This is a genomic window from Clavibacter sp. MX14-G9D, from assembly GCF_032917815.1.
In the GTDB taxonomy this organism is placed as follows: domain Bacteria; phylum Actinomycetota; class Actinomycetes; order Actinomycetales; family Microbacteriaceae; genus Clavibacter; species Clavibacter michiganensis_K.
Window position 1 is genome coordinate 1 of record NZ_JAVCVL010000013.1, and the last position, 15784, is coordinate 15784.

General features: G+C 74.4%; 18 protein-coding genes. 12 read left to right on the forward strand and 6 right to left on the reverse strand.

Going from position 1 to position 15784, the window contains the following annotated elements; translation table 11 throughout:
- The 8 genes from Q6969_RS02710 to Q6969_RS02745 all read left to right on the forward strand — a co-directional run.
- A partial coding sequence (locus Q6969_RS02710) for a glycosyltransferase (RefSeq protein WP_317229054.1) occupies window positions 1–483 on the forward strand: 483 nt, incomplete at its 5' end.
- Window positions 480–1805 carry a glycosyltransferase gene (locus tag Q6969_RS02715; RefSeq protein ID WP_317229055.1) on the forward strand — a complete coding sequence of 442 codons (1326 nt, stop codon included), beginning with the start codon at window positions 480–482 and terminating at the stop codon, window positions 1803–1805. The genes Q6969_RS02710 and Q6969_RS02715, both read left to right, overlap by 4 nt.
- A gap of 96 nt (window positions 1806–1901) precedes the next feature.
- Complete coding sequence (locus Q6969_RS02720; RefSeq protein ID WP_012297729.1) at window positions 1902–2075, forward strand: hypothetical protein; 174 nt, start codon at window positions 1902–1904, stop codon at window positions 2073–2075.
- Window positions 2076–2143: 68 nt separating this feature from the next.
- Entirely contained in the window at window positions 2144–3877 is a 1734-nt protein-coding gene (locus Q6969_RS02725; RefSeq protein ID WP_317229056.1) for a circularly permuted type 2 ATP-grasp protein, read from the forward strand.
- Window positions 3878–3882: 5 nt separating this feature from the next.
- Complete coding sequence (locus Q6969_RS02730; RefSeq protein ID WP_094116889.1) at window positions 3883–4812, forward strand: alpha-E domain-containing protein; 930 nt, start codon at window positions 3883–3885, stop codon at window positions 4810–4812.
- Window positions 4809–5654 (forward strand): transglutaminase family protein, encoded by an 846-nt coding sequence (locus tag Q6969_RS02735; protein WP_317229057.1) that lies wholly within the window; start codon window positions 4809–4811, stop codon window positions 5652–5654. The genes Q6969_RS02730 and Q6969_RS02735 overlap by 4 nt, the downstream gene beginning before the upstream one ends.
- Before the next feature lie 38 nt (window positions 5655–5692).
- Entirely contained in the window at window positions 5693–6652 is a 960-nt protein-coding gene (locus Q6969_RS02740) for an alpha/beta hydrolase (RefSeq protein WP_317229058.1), read from the forward strand.
- Window positions 6649–7176: a GNAT family N-acetyltransferase gene (locus tag Q6969_RS02745; RefSeq protein WP_317229059.1), complete on the forward strand. Its 528-nt coding sequence runs from the start codon at window positions 6649–6651 to the stop codon at window positions 7174–7176. Before Q6969_RS02740 ends, Q6969_RS02745 begins: the two co-directional genes overlap by 4 nt.
- 60 nt (window positions 7177–7236) lie before the next feature.
- Here the strand turns inward: Q6969_RS02745 and Q6969_RS02750 are convergent, their stop codons facing one another.
- Window positions 7237–7875 (reverse strand): hypothetical protein, encoded by a 639-nt coding sequence (locus tag Q6969_RS02750; protein ID WP_317229060.1) that lies wholly within the window; start codon window positions 7873–7875, stop codon window positions 7237–7239.
- A gap of 326 nt (window positions 7876–8201) precedes the next feature.
- Here Q6969_RS02750 and Q6969_RS02755 point away from each other — a divergent pair, with 326 nt between their 5' ends.
- A complete protein-coding gene (locus tag Q6969_RS02755; RefSeq protein ID WP_317229061.1) occupies window positions 8202–8915 on the forward strand; it encodes a helix-turn-helix domain-containing protein in 714 nt (237 codons plus the stop codon).
- A gap of 113 nt (window positions 8916–9028) precedes the next feature.
- Complete coding sequence (locus Q6969_RS02760; RefSeq protein ID WP_317229062.1) at window positions 9029–9718, forward strand: helix-turn-helix domain-containing protein; 690 nt, start codon at window positions 9029–9031, stop codon at window positions 9716–9718.
- Between the two features lie 24 nt (window positions 9719–9742).
- On the opposite strand, the gene Q6969_RS02765 is transcribed toward Q6969_RS02760, so the two are convergent.
- From Q6969_RS02765 to Q6969_RS02775, 3 genes are all read right to left on the reverse strand, one after another.
- Complete coding sequence (locus tag Q6969_RS02765) at window positions 9743–10375, reverse strand: alpha-ketoglutarate-dependent dioxygenase AlkB (RefSeq protein ID WP_317229063.1); 633 nt, start codon at window positions 10373–10375, stop codon at window positions 9743–9745.
- A 106-nt stretch (window positions 10376–10481) separates the two neighbouring features.
- Window positions 10482–11693: an alcohol dehydrogenase catalytic domain-containing protein gene (locus Q6969_RS02770; protein WP_317229064.1), complete on the reverse strand. Its 1212-nt coding sequence runs from the start codon at window positions 11691–11693 to the stop codon at window positions 10482–10484.
- Window positions 11694–11834: 141 nt separating this feature from the next.
- Window positions 11835–12524 (reverse strand): Pr6Pr family membrane protein, encoded by a 690-nt coding sequence (locus Q6969_RS02775; RefSeq protein WP_317229065.1) that lies wholly within the window; start codon window positions 12522–12524, stop codon window positions 11835–11837.
- A 78-nt stretch (window positions 12525–12602) separates the two neighbouring features.
- On the opposite strand from Q6969_RS02775, the gene Q6969_RS02780 reads away from it, so the two are divergent.
- Complete coding sequence (locus tag Q6969_RS02780) at window positions 12603–13652, forward strand: biotin/lipoate A/B protein ligase family protein (protein ID WP_104289635.1); 1050 nt, start codon at window positions 12603–12605, stop codon at window positions 13650–13652.
- Window positions 13653–13955: 303 nt separating this feature from the next.
- Here Q6969_RS02780 and Q6969_RS02785 read toward each other — a convergent pair whose 3' ends face one another.
- Window positions 13956–14240: a GNAT family N-acetyltransferase gene (locus Q6969_RS02785; RefSeq protein WP_317229066.1), complete on the reverse strand. Its 285-nt coding sequence runs from the start codon at window positions 14238–14240 to the stop codon at window positions 13956–13958.
- A 104-nt stretch (window positions 14241–14344) separates the two neighbouring features.
- On the opposite strand from Q6969_RS02785, the gene Q6969_RS02790 reads away from it, so the two are divergent.
- Window positions 14345–15241, forward strand: a complete 897-nt coding sequence (locus Q6969_RS02790; RefSeq protein WP_317229067.1) for an amidase domain-containing protein — start codon at window positions 14345–14347, stop codon at window positions 15239–15241.
- On the opposite strand, the gene Q6969_RS02795 is transcribed toward Q6969_RS02790, so the two are convergent.
- Window positions 15238–15735, reverse strand: a complete 498-nt coding sequence (locus Q6969_RS02795; RefSeq protein WP_317229068.1) for a DUF2809 domain-containing protein — start codon at window positions 15733–15735, stop codon at window positions 15238–15240. The two genes, Q6969_RS02790 and Q6969_RS02795, sit on opposite strands and share 4 nt — an antisense overlap.
- Window positions 15736–15784: the final 49 nt, after the last annotated feature.

Consider the following 15784-nt stretch of genomic DNA (forward strand, 5'->3'; position numbering starts at 1 on the left):
GCCGACCCGCGCGGGATCGCCGCCGCCCTCGCGCCGCACGGCCTCCTGCTCGCCGGCCACCGCGGCAACGACACCGTCACGCGCTGGCTCGCGGCCGTCCGCTACGGGCGCCCCGGCCTCGCGGCCGTCGGCGGGGCGTACGCGTGCGCGAGCATCAAGGAGGAGTTCGGCGTCGCGCTCCTGGAGGCGATGTCGATGGGCCTGCCCGTGGTGGCGCCCGCGTCCGGGGGACCGGCGACGTACGTGGAGGACGGCGTGACCGGGCTCCTCGTCGACACGGCGGACCCCGCGGCCCTCGCCCGCGGCGTCGTCCGCGCCCTCGACATCGCGGCCGGTCCCGGCGCGGCAGCGGCCGCCGACCGCGCACGCGACATGGTCGCCCGCACCTTCACCATCCAGGCCATGGCGGGCACCCTGTCCCGCGTCTACCGCGACGTCGCCGCAGCCGACGACCGAACCCTCTGGGAGCTCAGCGCCTCATGACCCTGCTCGTCATCAGCCCGGACTACGCGTCCCACCTGTTCCCGCTCCTCACGCTCGCGTCGGCCTGGCAGCGGGCCGGCGAGCGCGTGGTCGTGGCGACCGGATCCGCCACCGCCGGCATCGTCGAGGCGTCCGGCTTCGAGCGCATCGACCTGCGCCTCGGCCGCGGCTCCAACCCCGGCACCATCAAGGCGGAGGACCAGCCGACGGGCGAGGACGACGCCCTCCGCGGCTTCTTCGCCGCCACGCGCCGCGGCATGGTGGAGACGCTGCGCTTCCAGGCCGAGGCGCGCAGCGACGACCTGCTGTGGGAGCCCGTGGAGACCGCCCGCGCCGTCCAGCGGATCCTCGACGAGGTGCGCCCCGACCAGGTGATCGTCGACCACCTCGCGTTCAGCGCCCGCCTCGCGCTCCTCGCCTCGGGCACCCGGCACGCGGACGTCGTGCTCGGCCACCCGAGCGCACTGCCCGTGGGCGACGAGGTCTACGGCTTCCCGCCCGCGTGGCCGGCCGCGTTCGAGCCGGAGGAGGAGGACCTCGACGAGCTGCACGCCCTGTGCGTGCGCGTCCGCGACCGCTTCACCGCGCAGTGGAACGACGCCCTCGCGGTCCTCGCCCCGGCCATGCGCCCGAGCCGCGACGCGTTCGCCGAGGCCGGCGACGTGCTCCTCCTGAACTACCCGGAGGAGCTGCACGACCCCGACCGCTCCGAGCTGCTGCCCCCGCACGCCTTCATCGGCTCGGCGGTCCGCCGCGAGGCCCCCGAGGCGGAGGTGCAGGACTGGATCGACGCCGGCGGCGACCCCGTCGTCTACGTCTCGCTCGGCAGCTTCCTCTCGGTGCGCGGCGACGTGCTGGCCCGCGTCGCCGAGGCGCTGCGCGACCTCGACGTGCGCGTGGCGCTCGCGACCGGGTCGACCGACCCGGCGGAGCTCGGCGACCTCCCGTCCGACTGGCTCGTGCGCCCGTTCCTCCCGCAGGTGACGCTCCTCGGCCATGCCGACCTCGCGGTCACGCACGGCGGCAACAACTCCGTCACCGAGGCGGCGACCGCGGGCGTCCCGATGCTCGTGCTGCCGCTGTCGACCGACCAGTTCGCGGGCGCCGCCGCCCTCGAGGACGCGGGGCTCGGCCTCGCCCTGGCCCCGAACGTCGCCACCGTCACCGAGCTGCGGCAGGCGGCCAAGCGGCTGCTGGCCCCGTCCGGGATGCAGCGCGCCGCGCTCGACGCCGTCGCGTCGTCGCTCACGCGCTCGCCCGGCCCGCAGCGCGCGTACCAGGCGCTGGCCGGGGGGATCCGCCCGGAGCAGGTCGCGCGCTGACGCCCGGGCCGGGATCTCGTAGACTCGGGGGGATCGCGTCGGCCGCCGAGGCCCCGCGGTCGCCCCCAGTCTCGACCAACGGATCCAGGTGCCCTCGTGAACATCGTCGCTTTCATCATCGCGTTCGCCCTCTTCCTGGGCGGCATGGCGCTGTTCGCGTTCGCGTTCTACATCGAGGGCTTCGAGCTGCTGAGCTTCTTCGCCGGCATCCTGCTCGTCTCGGCGTCCATCGCCATCCCGGCGCACATTCTCAAGCGCACCGACGCCTGATCCCGCGCGCCCATCCGCCGGCCGCGCCCCGAAACACCCGCGACACACGCCCCGGTTAGGCTCCGGCCATGGGTGATCTGTTCGAGGGATACGGCACGCTCGCGGCCGCACGTCGGGCGTCGGGCGGCGCGATGCCGTTCGACGAGATGTTCCGGGATCCGCCGGTGGCGGGGGAGCCCGCCGTCGCGCGGGCCGCGTACCGCGAGATCCACGCCGCGCTCTCCCGCATGACCAAGGAGGAGCTGAAGGACCGCACCGACGCGCTCGCCACCAGCTACCTCGCGCAGGGCGTCACCTTCGACTTCGCGGGCGAGGAGCGGCCGTTCCCGCTCGACGCCGTGCCCCGCGTCATCGAGCAGGCCGAGTGGAGCCGGCTCGAGAAGGGCGTCGCGCAGCGCGTCCGGGCGCTCGAGGCGTTCCTCGCGGACGTCTACGGGCCGCAGCGCGCCATCCGGGACGGCGTCATCCCGGCGCGCCTCATCAGCTCGTCGAGCCACTTCCACCGGCAGGCCGCCGGCATCGATCCCGCGAACGGCGTCCGCATCCAGGTCTCCGGCATCGACCTCGTGCGCGACGAGGCCGGCGAGATGCGCGTCCTCGAGGACAACGTGCGCGTCCCCTCGGGCGTCAGCTACGTCATCTCGAACCGCCGCGTCATGGCGCAGACCCTCCCGGAGCTGTTCGTCTCCATGCGGGTCCGGCCGGTCGGCGACTACCCGAACAAGCTCCTGCAGGCCCTCCGCGCGAGCGCGCCGGACGGCGTCGAGGACCCGAACGTCGTCGTCCTCACGCCCGGCGTCTACAACAGCGCGTACTTCGAGCACACGCTGCTCGCGCGCCTCATGGGCGTCGAGCTCGTCGAGGGCCGCGACCTGTTCTGCTCCGGCGGGCGCGTCTGGATGCGCACCACCGGCGGCCCCATGCGCGTCGACGTCATCTACCGCCGCGTCGACGACGAGTTCCTGGATCCGCTGCAGTTCCGCGCCGACTCCATGCTCGGCTCGCCGGGCCTCATGCTGGCCGCGCGCCTCGGCAACGTCACCATCGCCAACGCGGTCGGCAACGGCGTCGCCGACGACAAGCTCGTGTACACGTACCTGCCCGACCTCATCCGCTACTACCTGTCCGAGGACGCGATCATCCCGAACGTCGACACCTGGCGCCTCGAGGAGCCCGACTCGCTCGAGGAGGTGCTCGACCGGCTGCCCGAGCTCGTGGTGAAGCCCGTCGACGGATCCGGCGGCAAGGGCCTCGTCGTCGGGCCGGCGGCCTCCGCGGGGGAGCTCGCGGAGCTCCGCGCGCGGCTGCTGAAGGACCCGCGCGGCTGGATCGCGCAGCCGGTGGTGCAGCTCAGCACCATCCCCACCCTCGTGGAGGACGGCATGCGCCCGCGCCACGCCGACCTCCGCCCCTTCGCGGTCAACGACGGCCGCGACATCTGGGTGCTGCCCGGCGGCCTCACGCGCGTCGCGCTCCCGGAGGGCCAGCTGGTGGTCAACAGCAGCCAGGGCGGCGGGTCGAAGGACACCTGGGTCGTCGGCGACGGCGGCTTCCCCGCGGCGACGCGCGAGCGCAGCGTGCAGACCCTCGTGGCCGACCAGGCCGCGGTCACCACGTCGATCCCGATCATCGTGTCCGGGGAGAAGGCGCCCGACCAGTCGCCGCACGACCGGCCGCGGAACCGCGACCAGCACGAGCAGCAGCAGCAGACCGCCGTCGCGTCCACCGCCGATCCCGCCCCCACCCGACCGGCCGCGACCCGCGCCGTCGCGCCCGCCACCACCGCCGAGGGGGACCGCTGATGCCCATGCTGTCGCGCATCGCCGAGTCGCTGTTCTGGATCGGCCGCTACATCGAGCGGTCGGACGGCACGGCCCGCATCCTCGACGTCCACCTCCAGCTCCTCCTCGAGGACCCGTGGATCGACGAGGACACCGCCTGCCGCTCCCTGCTCAGCGTCATGGGCAGCGACGTCCCGTCCGACGACGTGCTCGGCCGGGACGACGTGCTCGCCCTCCTCGCGGTCGACCGCACCCAGCCGGCGTCCATCGCGTACTCGCTCGGCGCCGCGCGCGAGAACGCCCGGCGCGCCCGCGAGATCGTGTCGAGCGAGCTGTGGGAGTGCCTCAACACCACGCGCGCCCGGATGCCGCGGAAGATCGCGAACGACCGCGTGCACGAGTTCTTCGGCTGGGTCCGGGAGCGCTCGGCCCTCGCGGTCGGCCTCGTCGAGTCCGGCACGAGCCGCGACGAGGCCTGGCAGTTCTTCACGCTCGGGCGCTCCATCGAGCGCGCGGACATGACCGCGCGCCTGCTCGCCACGCGTGCGCTCACCGAGGCGAGCGGCCCCTCGTGGACCACGATCCTCCGCTCCTGCGGCGCGTACGAGGCGTACCTGCGCACGTACCGCGGCGTGCCGAGCGCCCGCAACGCCGCCGAGTTCCTGCTGCTCGACCGGCTCTTCCCCCGGTCCATCACGCACTCGATCCGCCGCGCCGAGCAGTGCCTCCACGACATCGAGCCGCGCACCGACCGGCTCGGGGTCTCGGACCAGGCGCAGCGGCTGCTCGGGCAGATCCGCAGCGACCTGGAGTACCGGCCGATCGGGGAGATCCTCGACGACCTCCCGCGCTTCATGGACGCCGTGCAGGAGGCGACGAGCGCCACCTCCGAGGCCGTCCGCCAGCGCTACTTCCCCACCAACGCGGCACCCAGCTGGGTCGGAGAGAACTCGTGAACCGCCTGCGCATCACCCACCGGACCGGCTTCCACTACGAGGGAGAGGTCACCGCGTCGTACAACGAGGCGCGGATGCTGCCCGTCTCGAGCGAGAACCAGTTCGTCCTCTTCTCGAACCTCGACATCCAGCCGAAGCCCGGGCACCACACCTACGTCGACTACTTCGGCACCCGCGTCTCCTCGTTCGAGATCCTGAGCCCCCACCGCTCGCTCGAGCTCACGGCCACGAGCCTCGTCGAGGTGCGCCCGCGGACGCACGAGCCGCACCAGCTCGGCTGGGACGACCTCGCGGTGGAGGTGGAGCGCGCCACCGAGCACGTGGAGCAGGTCGCGCAGACCCTCCGCACGGAGCCGCACGAGGAGGTCCGGGCGCTCGCCGAGGGGATCGCGGGCGGGGCGGGCACGCCCTGCGAGGCGGCGGCCGCCATCGCCCGGGCGATCGGGGAGCGGGTCGAGTACATGGCGGGCGTCACGAGCGTCCAGTCCACCGCCCGTGAGGCGTGGGAGCAGGGCCGCGGCGTCTGCCAGGACATCACCCACATCGTCATCGGGGCGCTGCGGCACGTCGGCATCCCGGCGCGCTACGTCAGCGGCTACCTGCACCCGAGGCCGAACGCGGCCGTCGGCGAGACCGTGACGGGCGAGTCGCACGCGTGGGTCGAGTGGTACTGCGGCGAGTGGCGCGGCTGGGATCCCACGAACCTCATCGACATCGGCGACCGGCACGTGCTCGTCGGCCGGGGCCGCGACTACCGCGACGTGGCGCCGCTGCGCGGCATCTACGCGGGGCCGTTCCGGTCGAAGCTGTTCGTGCGGGTGGAGATCACGCGCGAGTCCTGATCCGCGGTGGGGCGGCCCGGCGCACCTAGTCTGGATCCATGCCCGACGAGGAGCGCTCCACCGGAGGAGCCGACCACCGCACCATCGTGGACGCCGAGGGCGTGACCCTCCACTACTACGTGTGGGAGGCGGAGCGCCCGCGGGCCGTGGTGCACATCGCGCACGGCGTCGGCGAGCACGCGCTCCGCTACGCCCGCCTCGCGCAGGACCTCAACGCCATGGGCTACACGGTCGCCGCGGACGACCACCGCGGGCACGGCGCCACCGGCCTCGGGCACCTCGGCATCGGCGTGCTGGGGCCCCGGCGGCACCTGGCGGCCCTCGACGGGATCCAGCTGGTGAGCGAGCGGCTCCGCCGGGACCTGCCCGACCTGCCGCTCGTGCTCCTCGGCCACAGCTGGGGAGCGCTCCTCGCGCAGCGCATCGTCGCGCGGGCGTCGCACCTCTACGCGGGGCTCGTGCTGAGCGGCGCGTCGCTCGCGATGCCGGGCGTCATCAACACGGGCGACCTCAACAAGCGGTGGCGGCACCCCGCGGCCACGGGCTTCGAGTGGCTCTCCCGGGATCCGGAGGCGCAGCGCGCGTTCGGCGCCGACGACCGCAACTTCGACGTCAACGCGCTGAAGCCGTACCGGATGCGGGACTCCGTGCAGATCATGGGCCGCCCGCCCCGGAGGCTGGCGACCGACCTGCCCGTGCTCATCCAGGGCGGCGAGGAGGACTCGCTCGGCGGCCGCCGCGGCATGCAGCTGCTCGCCCGCGACTACAGCCGGCGCTCCGGCCTCAGCGACGTCCTGCTCATCGTCTACCCGGGCGCGCGGCACGAGATCTACAACGAGACGAACCGCGACGAGGTGGTCGCCGACCTCCGCAGCTGGCTGGACTCGCGCGTGGCGGCGGCGGGGGGCGGCGCGGCCGAGGACAGCGACGGCGAAGGCGACGGCGCGGACGATGCCGCGGTCGAGCGCGGCGACGCGGACGGCGGGACGCCGGCGTGACCTCCGCGGATCCGGCCGTCCCGCGTCCCGCCCTGCCCGAGGGGATCGCGCTCCGCCCGGCGCGCGGCGACGACCTGCCGTTCCTCGAGGACATGCTCCTGGCGTCGATGGACTGGCGCGACGACGGCTCCATGACCCGGGAGCGGATGCTGCGCACCCCGGAGCTCGCGCACTACGTGACCGGCTGGCCGCGCGCGGGGGACGTGGGCGTCGTCGCGGTGTCCGACGGGGATCCGGTGGGCGCGGCCTGGGTGCGGCTCTTCGCGGACGACGACCGCGGCTACGGCTTCGTCGCCCCCGACGTCCCCGAGCTCGGCATGGCGCTCCTCCCGTCGGCGCGCGGCCGGGGAGCGGGTCGCGCCCTCCTCGTGGCGCTCGTCGAGGCGGTCCGCGCGTCGGGGGCGCCGGCCGTGAGCCTCAGCGTGGAGGACGGCAACGACCGCGCCCGGGCCCTGTACGCGTCGCTCGGCTTCCTGCCCGTGGGACGCGAGGGCGGATCGGACGTGCTGCTGCTCCGCTGGTGACCCGCGGTGCTCCGGCGGCGCGTGCGGCGCCGCCGGAGCGCCGTCGGCCCTCCTCCGACGTCAGCCGCAGTGGCTGTTCCACACGTCCGGGACCATGGCGTACCAGTCCCGGTTCCCGCAGGGGAGGCCCGCGCTCCACACGCCCACGAGGGTGCCGATCAGGGCGTAGAAGAGGCCGCAGGCGAGCGTGCCCACCCCCGGGATCGCGCAGAAGAACGCGGCGCCGATGCCCCCGGCCGCGCCCATGATGATCCGCATCGCCGCGGGGGTCAGCCGGATGGTCTGCAGGTGCGGGGTGATCGCCTTGCCGACCTTGTGCCAGAAGTGCTTCCAGCCGTCCGACACCGCGACGGCGTCGACCGAGGCGGTCAGCCCGCCTCCCGGCGCGGCGGTCACGTCGAGCTGGGCGGCCGGGGCGCGGAGGCCGTCCGAGCTCCGGAGGGCCCGCACCTCCGCGGTCGCCTCCCGGGTGAGGGCGTCGCGGTCCGGTCGCGTCGCCCCCTCGTGCGGGCCGCTGGCCCACGCCGCCTCCGCGGTGTCGACGAGCTGGCGGACGCTCACCCTGCCGGTGGTGATGTCGTCGACGAGGGTGCCCGCCTGCAGGGAGGCGGCGACGGACTGGACCGAGGTCCGCGTGGCCGCCTGCGCCGGGACCGGCCCGGTGACCACCGCACCGAGGATCGCGAGCGCGGTCGTCACCCCGAGCGCGACGGCGCGACGGCCGTGACCGGCCCCGGGGCGAGGAGGGCGATGGCGCCGTCGAGTCGAGCGGGCCGAGGGCGAGGCGCTGCGAGGCATGTGGTGCTCCATTCGTCGGTGATGCGGGAGGGGTGGCGGCGCGGAGCGCGGGAGCGCCGGGGCATCCGAGGAGCGGCGGCAGCGCGCGGTGCCGAAGCTAGGCGGCTGTCAGACGATCGTCTGGCAGTTCTCCACAGGCAGGTGCCGCATCGGCCGGCACGACGCCGGTCGCGGGGGTCGGCTGTTACGGTCCGTGCGGCCCATCCGGTACGGAAGAAGGGGACGCTGTGGATCAGCGACGCGTGGAGATGCTCCGTCTCCGGCAGGAGATCGTGACGGCGGCGGGCGCGCTCTTCGCCCGGTTCGGGTACGAGGCCACCACCTTCTCCCGCATCGCGCGGGCCATCGACCGGCCCAAGTCCGCCATCGGCTACCACCTCTTCCCGTCGAAGGCCTCGCTGGCCGAGGCCGTCCTCGGGGAGGACGACCTCCGGTGGCAGAAGGCCGACGACGCCCTCGCGCGCGCCGGCATCTCGATGGGCGTCGAGCGCCTGCTCGCGCTGCTCGTGCTCCGGGCCCGCGAGATCGACGCGCACCCCGAGCGCGCGGGGGCCCTGCGCCTGCTGATCGAGCTGCCGTCGCTCGACGTCGATCCGCGCGGCCTGCCGCGCCGCCTCCTCGGCGCCGGCCGCGTCCGCTTCGCGCGCACGTGCATCGAGGCCGGGCTCACGGCGGACCTGCCGGGGCGGCGGGCCGAGATCGCGGCCTTCTCGGACCTGTTCCTGGACTCCACGCGCGGCCTCGTCCTCTGCCACCTGGCGCTGAGGGAGGACGAGCGCGTCGAGCCGCGGCTCTGCACCCTGTGGACGCATCTGCTCGAGGGCGCGGGCGTCCCCCAGGCGGCGGCCGTCGTGCGCCGGGTGTCGGCCTCCCCGAGGATCGCGGTGATCGCGGCGCAGGTGGAGGACGCGATGGCCGAGGAGGAGGCGGGCGTCCGCTGATCCGGGTGCCGCCGCGTCGCGGCACCCGCCGTTCACCTGATGGACCACTTCCCGTCGACGCGCGCTGCTACCGTCCGGGACGCTCCGATGCCCGGAGCGGACGGGAGCGCGACATGGACCGGCGTCAGGCGGCCGTGGCGCGTGCCCGCCGGGAGATCGTCGAGGCGGCCGGCGCCCAGTTCGCCGCGTACGGCTACGAGGCGACGTCGTTCTCGCGGGTGGCCGAGGCCATGGGCCGGCCCAAGTCCGCCGTCGGCTACCACCTGTTCGCGTCGAAGGAGAGCCTCGCGCACGCGGTGGTCGACGAGCAGGAGCGCCGCTGGCTCCGCATCGCCGCCGCGCTCGAGGGGCCGGGCGCCCTCCCGGAGCTCGTCGTCTTCCTGCTGACCGCGGCCCGCGAGGTGGAGGTCCGTCCCGTCGCGGCCGGCGCCGTCCGGCTCCGCCAGGAGATGCCGCGCCTCGGCCTCGGGGTCGCGCCGCGCTTCGACGTGGAGGCGTTCGTGCACCGGCTGCTGCGGACCGAGCTCGTGATGCAGGGCGTCCCCGAGCCCGAGCCGGATCTCGACGCCGCCGTCGACGTGCTGCTGGGCGCCACCCTCGGGGTGCTCTCCCTCCGGTCGACGCGCGCGCCGCGAGTGGATGCCGCCGACCGCCTGCGGATGCTCTGGATCCCGCTCCTCGCGCACCTCGGGCTCGAGGGCGTCGAGGCGGTCGTGCGGGACGCCCGCCCCCTCGACCCGGACGCCGTGGAGGCCGTCGCCGCCGCGGCGACCCCGACCGGGTGGGATCCCGTCCTCGCCTGATCGGCGACCCGCGGGCGACCCGCCTCAGGCCGGCCAGACCGGGCGGAACTGGATGCTGATGCGCGGCCCGACGGCCTTCGTGGTCTTGAGGATCGCGTGCTCGTGCGTGCGCTGCGCGCTGCCGCCCATGACCACGAGGTCGCCGTGCCCGAGCGGGAACCGCCGCACCTCCCCGCCGCCCTTCGGTCGCAGCGACAGCGTGCGCGCCGCCCCGACCGAGACGATGGCGACCATGGTGTCGCGGTCGATGGCACGCCCGACGCGGTCGCCGTGCCAGGCGACGCTGTCGTCGCCCGTGCGGTAGAAGCACAGCCCGGCCGTCTCCAGCACCTGTCCGGGCGGCCGTCCGTAGTGGTCGTTGAGCGCGTCGCGCGCCTGCTCGAGGACGGGCGCCGGCAGCGCGGCCCGGGGCCCGAACCACGACAGCAGGCGCGGCACCTCCACGGTGCGGCCGTGCATGGTCCGCGTGTCGGCCGTCCACTCGACGTCCTCCACGAGGCGCTCGAACAGCGCGTCGGAGTCGCTGACCCAGCCGGGGCGGATGTCGAGCCAGGCACCCTGCCCGAGGTCGAGCCGCTCGACCTCCGCGCCGAGCGCGCCGAGGCCGGGTGCCGCCCGGAGGTCGTCGAAGAGGGAGGCCTGGAACGCGATGCTCATGGCGCGAGCATAGCCCGGATGTTCGAACGCATGTTCGAACGCGGGAGGGGCGGGGAGGTCCGGGGCGCCGCCCGGGCGCGTCGTGCGCCGGACGGCCGCCGCCGCGTCACCCGACCTCGAGCACCGTCTTCAACCAGCCCTCCTCGCGCACGTCGAAGTGCTCGTAGGCGTCGATCGCGGTCGTCATCCCCTCGTCCTGCGTGGTGAAGCGCGTCGGGTCGTACACGCCGGATGCGACGAGGTCGATGAGCGGCGGCGTGACGCGGCGGTGGTCGCAGTTGCCCATGCGGATGGTGAGGTTCCTGTTCATCGCGGCGCCGATCGGGTACGACGTGAGCTGGGGCGGGTAGACGCCGATGATGCCGATGCGCCCCGACTTCCGCACCATCCGCACGGCCCACTGAGCGGCCTGGCTGGGAGCGTCGCCGGGGACCCAGAGGCCGTCGTGCGGGGAGGCGCCGGGCGCGACCTGCGCGACCTCGGCGGCGAACGCGTCCGCCTGCTGCTCGGCCTCCTCGGCGGCGGGACCCGCGTGCGGGCGCTGCGCGTCGACGCCGACCGCGTCGATCACCGCGTCCACGCCGATCCCGAGGGTCGCCTCCATCACCGCGGCCACCGGGTCCTCGCGCTCGAAGTGGATCACCTCGGCGTTCTGCTCGAGCGCCATCGCGAGGCGCGTCTCCACGTGGTCGACGGCGAAGACGCGCCCGGCGCCCATGCGGAAGGCGGATGCGACGGCGAACTGCCCGACGACGCCCGCGCCGAGGACCGCCACGGTGTCGCCCGGTCGGATGCCCGCGAGCTCGGCGCCGAACCAGGCGGTGGGGAAGATGTCGCTGAGGAGGATCGCCTGGTCGTCGGTGACCGCGTCGGGGAGCGGGATCAGCGTGTGGGCGGCCCACGGGATCCGCGCGTACTCGGCCTGCAGGCCGTCGATCGGGCCCGTCGTCTCGGGCCCGCCGAAGAACGACGTGCCGGCCTGCGGTCCGTTCGGGTTGGCGACGTCGCACTGGGCCGTGCTGCCCGCGCGGCACTGCGCGCACACGCCGCACGACATGGTCGAGCACACCAGCACCCGGTCGCCAGGGGAGAAGCCGCGCACCTGGGCGCCGACCTCGGTGACGGTGCCGATGGCCTCGTGGCCGAGGACGGTGCCCTCGCGCATGCCGGCCATCGTGCCGCGCACGAAGTGGAGGTCGGTGCCGCAGATGGCGCTGCGGGTGATGCGGATGACCGCGTCGGTCGGCTCCTGGATCCGCGGATCCGGCACCTCGTCCAGGCGGATGTCGCCCTCGCCGTGCCACACGACTGCCTTCATGCTGCCTCGCCTCTCCTCGTCCGATGCGGGACGGGCGGGCCGGATGCGCCGCCGTCCGTGCGTCCGACGCTAGGCCGGCACGTCCGCGGCGTCCGGGTCCGGGCGCCCCCTTGACGCGAGGCGGGAGGGGCGGCTACCGGCTCACGCCGTCGCGTGCGCGATCGCGCGGGAGGCGCGGCGCCCGACGGCGATGAGGGCCAGCGCCATGCCGCAGATGAACGCGGCGATGACGACCACCCAGACCGCGACGGTCGCGTATCCGCCCGCGTCGGTGGCGGGATCCAGGAACGGGTACGGGTAGTACGTGGCCGCCCCCGTGACCTCGTTGCCCGTGACGGGACCGCGCGCCAGCGTGACCGCGACCCACACCAGCGGGAAGACGACGACCCGCCCGACCGCGCCGTACCCGAGCGCGCGGCGGTCCGGCGCCAGGAGCCAGTCGAGCAGCACGAGCGCGGGCACGACGACGTGCAGCACCTCGTTCGACCAGGGCAGGTTCCCGCCGGGGATCGTCGGCAGGCCCCGCAGGAGGAGGTTGTAGACCACGCCCGTGGTCACCATGTACGTGGTCGCGGCGAGCCGGAGCGTCGTCCAGCCGCGGCCGGGGAGGGGGCCGCGGCGGAGCAGCCGCACGGCGCCGATCCCCATCACGACCGCCGCCAGCAGGTTCGACTCGATGGTGAAGTACATGAGGAAGTCGACCGTCTTCCCCCAGATCCCCGCCACCCCGATGCTGCGCCAGTACGCGGAGCTGACGGCGTACTGGCTGATGACGGCGACGAGCACGGCCGCGGTCGTGAGGAGGCGGACGACCGCCCACGTGATGCGCATGGCCCACGGTCCCACACGCCCGTGTCCGCGGGGATCCGGCGGCGGTGCGACGCGCCGGGCGGGCCGTAGGCTGGCCGGATGCATGGTGAGTACAAGGTCCCCGGCGGCAAGCTCGTCGTGGTCGACCTGGACGTGACCGACGGCCGCATCTCGGGGTTCCGCCTCGCGGGCGACTTCTTCCTCGAGCCCGACGACGCGCTCGAGGCGATCGACCGGGCGGTGAACGGCCTCCCCGAGGACAGCGACGCGAACGCGATCGCCGCCGCCATCCGCCGCGCGCTCCCGCCGCAGGCCGTGCTCCTCGGCTTCTCGCCCGAGGCCGTCGCCGTCGCGATCCGCCGCTCCCTGGCCCGCGCCACGAACTGGGGCGACTACGAGTGGGAGGTAATCCACGACCGCGCCTACCGCCCCGTCGAGCAGATGGCCCTCGACCAGGTGCTCGCCGAGGAGGTCGGCGCCGGGCGTCGGAACCCCACGCTGCGCATCTGGGAGTGGGACCAGCCGGCCGTCGTCATCGGCAGCTTCCAGTCACTTCGCAACGAGGTCGACGCGGAGCAGGCCGCCGCCCACGGCTTCGACGTCGTCCGCCGGGTGTCCGGCGGCGGTGCCATGTACATGGAGGCGGGCGCCGTCATCACGTACTCCATCTACGCGCCCGTCGACCTCGTGCAGGGCATGACGTTCGCCGACTCGTACGCCTACCTCGACGAGTGGGTCATCACCGCCCTCCGCTCGCTCGGCATCGACGCCTCGTACCAGCCGCTCAACGACATCACGAGCCCCACCGGCAAGATCGGCGGCGCCGCGCAGAAGCGCCTGGGCGCCGGCGCCGTGCTGCACCACGTCACCATGAGCTACGACATGGACGGGGAGAAGATGGTGCAGGTGCTGCGCATCGGCCGCGAGAAGATCAGCGACAAGGGCATCACCAGCGCGGCCAAGCGCGTGGACCCGCTCCGCAGCCAGACCGGCATGAGCCGCGCGGAGATCATCGACCGGATGAAGGCCACCTTCACGGGCCTCTACGGCGGCAAGCCCGGCGAGGTCACGCCGGAGGAGTGGGCGAAGACGCGCCAGCTCGTCGCCGACAAGTTCTCCACGCCGGAGTGGCTGACGCGCGTCCCCTGAGCACCCGCGTCATGCGACGGATGCGCGTCGGGGACGCCCTGTCCGCTGGGCGAAGGGCGCCTGTCCGCTCGGCGTCGGGGCGGGCGGGCTCCGCGGCACGGCGGCTAGTGTCCTGTCCGTCGTCGTTCCCGACCCCGCGGGGGCCGAGCGGCGACGAGCGGCACGACCGAACCTCCTCCGGGTGGCTGCGATCGCGACCGCGGGCGGCTCCGTGACGTACGTCGATCGCGGAGCGGTCTCGCGGGGCGCGCATGCGCCCCGCGAGCGACCCGCCTCCGGGGTGCGTGCGACGCCGGTCGGCGGTCAGCCGCGCTCGAGCAGCTCCCGGTAGTCCGGGTGCTCGTCGATCCACTCGGCCACGAACGGGCACGCCGCCACGACCGTGCGCGATCCCTTCCGCACGTCGTCGAGCGCGGCCCGCACGAGCTCGCCGCCGAGGCCGCCGCGCCGCTTCGCGGGGTCGACCTCGGTGTGGGTGAAGACGATGCGGTCGCCCTGGATCAGGTAGTCCGCGAAGCCCGCGCGCTCGCCGTCGAGCCACAGCGTGTAGCGCGAGCCGTCGGGGTCGTGGGTCACGTCGACGCTCATGCCGCCACACTAGGCGCGCTCCCGCGCGGAGTCGATCCGCCAGGACGCCGGGTTACCCTGGACGAGCCCGCCACCCGGGCGCACCCCTACCCCCGGAGCATCACGTGACCGCCGACATCCGCCGCCGCAGCATCCTCGCCGCCGCGCTCGCGGTCCCCGTGACCGCCGTCCTCGCCGCCTGCACGCGCCAGGACCCCGCCCCTCGTGCGACCCGCGACGCGGGTGACGGCGGCCGGGCCGCCGCGTCCGACGCCGCGCCCGCCGTCACCTCCGTGGAGCCCGCGGAGCTCTCCGTCTCGGGCGGGCAGACCGTCACCCTCGCCGGCGCCGGGCTCTCCGCGGCCACCGCCGTCATGTTCTCCGGCACGCCGGGCACCGACCTGCAGGTGGCCGGCGACGGGTCCGTCACTGTCGTCGCGCCCCGCTCGGCCGACTACGAGGACGGGACCGCCGACATCCAGGTCATGGCGGGCGACGCGGCGCTCACCGCCTCGACGGCCGCGTACACGGCGCAGACGCCGGTCGACGCGCAGCTGCAGTACGCGCTCGCGCACTGGGACTCGTACAACCTCGAGGAGTACGGCGACTTCAACCCGTCCGGCGGCGACTGCGTCAACTTCGTCAGCCAGACGCTCATCCAGCGCGGGTGGGAGATGACGACGGAGTGGCACAACCGCGGCGGCGGGTCCGACTGGACCTACGCGTGGATCCACGTGCCCACGTTCGACCGGTGGCTCGCGGCCAACGCCGCCGCGCTCGGCGTGACGCGCCTCGAGCTCGCCGACCGCGACCGGCTGAAAGTGGGCGACATCGTCATCTTCGACTGGAACCGCAACGACTCCGGCGACCACACGCAGATCGTCTCGGCCATCGAGCCGGGCGACAGCGGGAACGTCGTGAAGATGGTCGGCCACAACCTCGACAACGACTACCGCGACCTCGACGAGACCATCACGGTCGAGCACCCCGGCGCCGAGGTGCACTTCTGGAGCGTCTCCTAGACCGCGTCCCGCGGCCCGCGGAGGACCCGCGGCAGGCGGTCGACGAGGAGCACGGCCAGCACGCCGAGCGCGTAGGCCGCGAGGTCGAGCGGGTCGAAGCCCGTCCCGAGCAGCAGGCGCGAGACCGGCACGTGCGCGGCCCAGGTCTCGGGCCACCCGGTGATCTGCAGGAGCTCGATCCCCGTGCACCACACGAGCACGGCGGCGCCGTGCACGACCGTGTCGACGCGCGGCATCACGGCGATGAGCGCCAGGTGCAGGGCGGCCGCGTAGTGCACGTCGGGCCAGAGCCCGCGTCCGTCGGAGCGGGTGACGACCATGCCCGCGATGACGACCGCGAGGAGCGCCGCCAGCGCGACGACGCGCCGACGGGCGTGCCCGTCGGGCAGCCGGAAGCCCCGGGCGGCCGCCGTGGCCGCCTCGGCCGGGCGGTGGGCGGTCGGGACCGACGGCTCGTCCCAGACGAACGCGTCCACATCCCCGGAATGGCGCATGCCCCCACCGTAGGGACCTCCGGTGGGAGCGCGCTCAGCCGGGGCCGGG

Excerpts from the sequence above, each read along its gene's own strand:
- Q6969_RS02715 (WP_317229055.1), top strand. The coding sequence starts at position 480 with ATGACCCTGCTCGTCATCAGCCCGGACTACGCGTCCCACCTGTTCCCG.
- Q6969_RS02760 (WP_317229062.1), top strand. The coding sequence starts at position 9,029 with ATGGACCGGCGTCAGGCGGCCGTGGCGCGTGCCCGCCGGGAGATCGTC.
- Q6969_RS02730 (WP_094116889.1), top strand. The coding sequence starts at position 3,883 with ATGCTGTCGCGCATCGCCGAGTCGCTGTTCTGGATCGGCCGCTACATC.
- Q6969_RS02725 (WP_317229056.1), top strand. The coding sequence starts at position 2,144 with ATGGGTGATCTGTTCGAGGGATACGGCACGCTCGCGGCCGCACGTCGG.
- Q6969_RS02765 (WP_317229063.1), bottom strand. The coding sequence starts at position 10,375 with ATGAGCATCGCGTTCCAGGCCTCCCTCTTCGACGACCTCCGGGCGGCA.
- Q6969_RS02785 (WP_317229066.1), bottom strand. The coding sequence starts at position 14,240 with ATGAGCGTCGACGTGACCCACGACCCCGACGGCTCGCGCTACACGCTG.
- Q6969_RS02775 (WP_317229065.1), bottom strand. The coding sequence starts at position 12,524 with ATGCGCATCACGTGGGCGGTCGTCCGCCTCCTCACGACCGCGGCCGTG.
- Q6969_RS02795 (WP_317229068.1), bottom strand. The coding sequence starts at position 15,735 with ATGCGCCATTCCGGGGATGTGGACGCGTTCGTCTGGGACGAGCCGTCG.
- Q6969_RS02740 (WP_317229058.1), top strand. The coding sequence starts at position 5,693 with ATGCCCGACGAGGAGCGCTCCACCGGAGGAGCCGACCACCGCACCATC.
- Q6969_RS02780 (WP_104289635.1), top strand. The coding sequence starts at position 12,603 with ATGCATGGTGAGTACAAGGTCCCCGGCGGCAAGCTCGTCGTGGTCGAC.
- Q6969_RS02770 (WP_317229064.1), bottom strand. The coding sequence starts at position 11,693 with ATGAAGGCAGTCGTGTGGCACGGCGAGGGCGACATCCGCCTGGACGAG.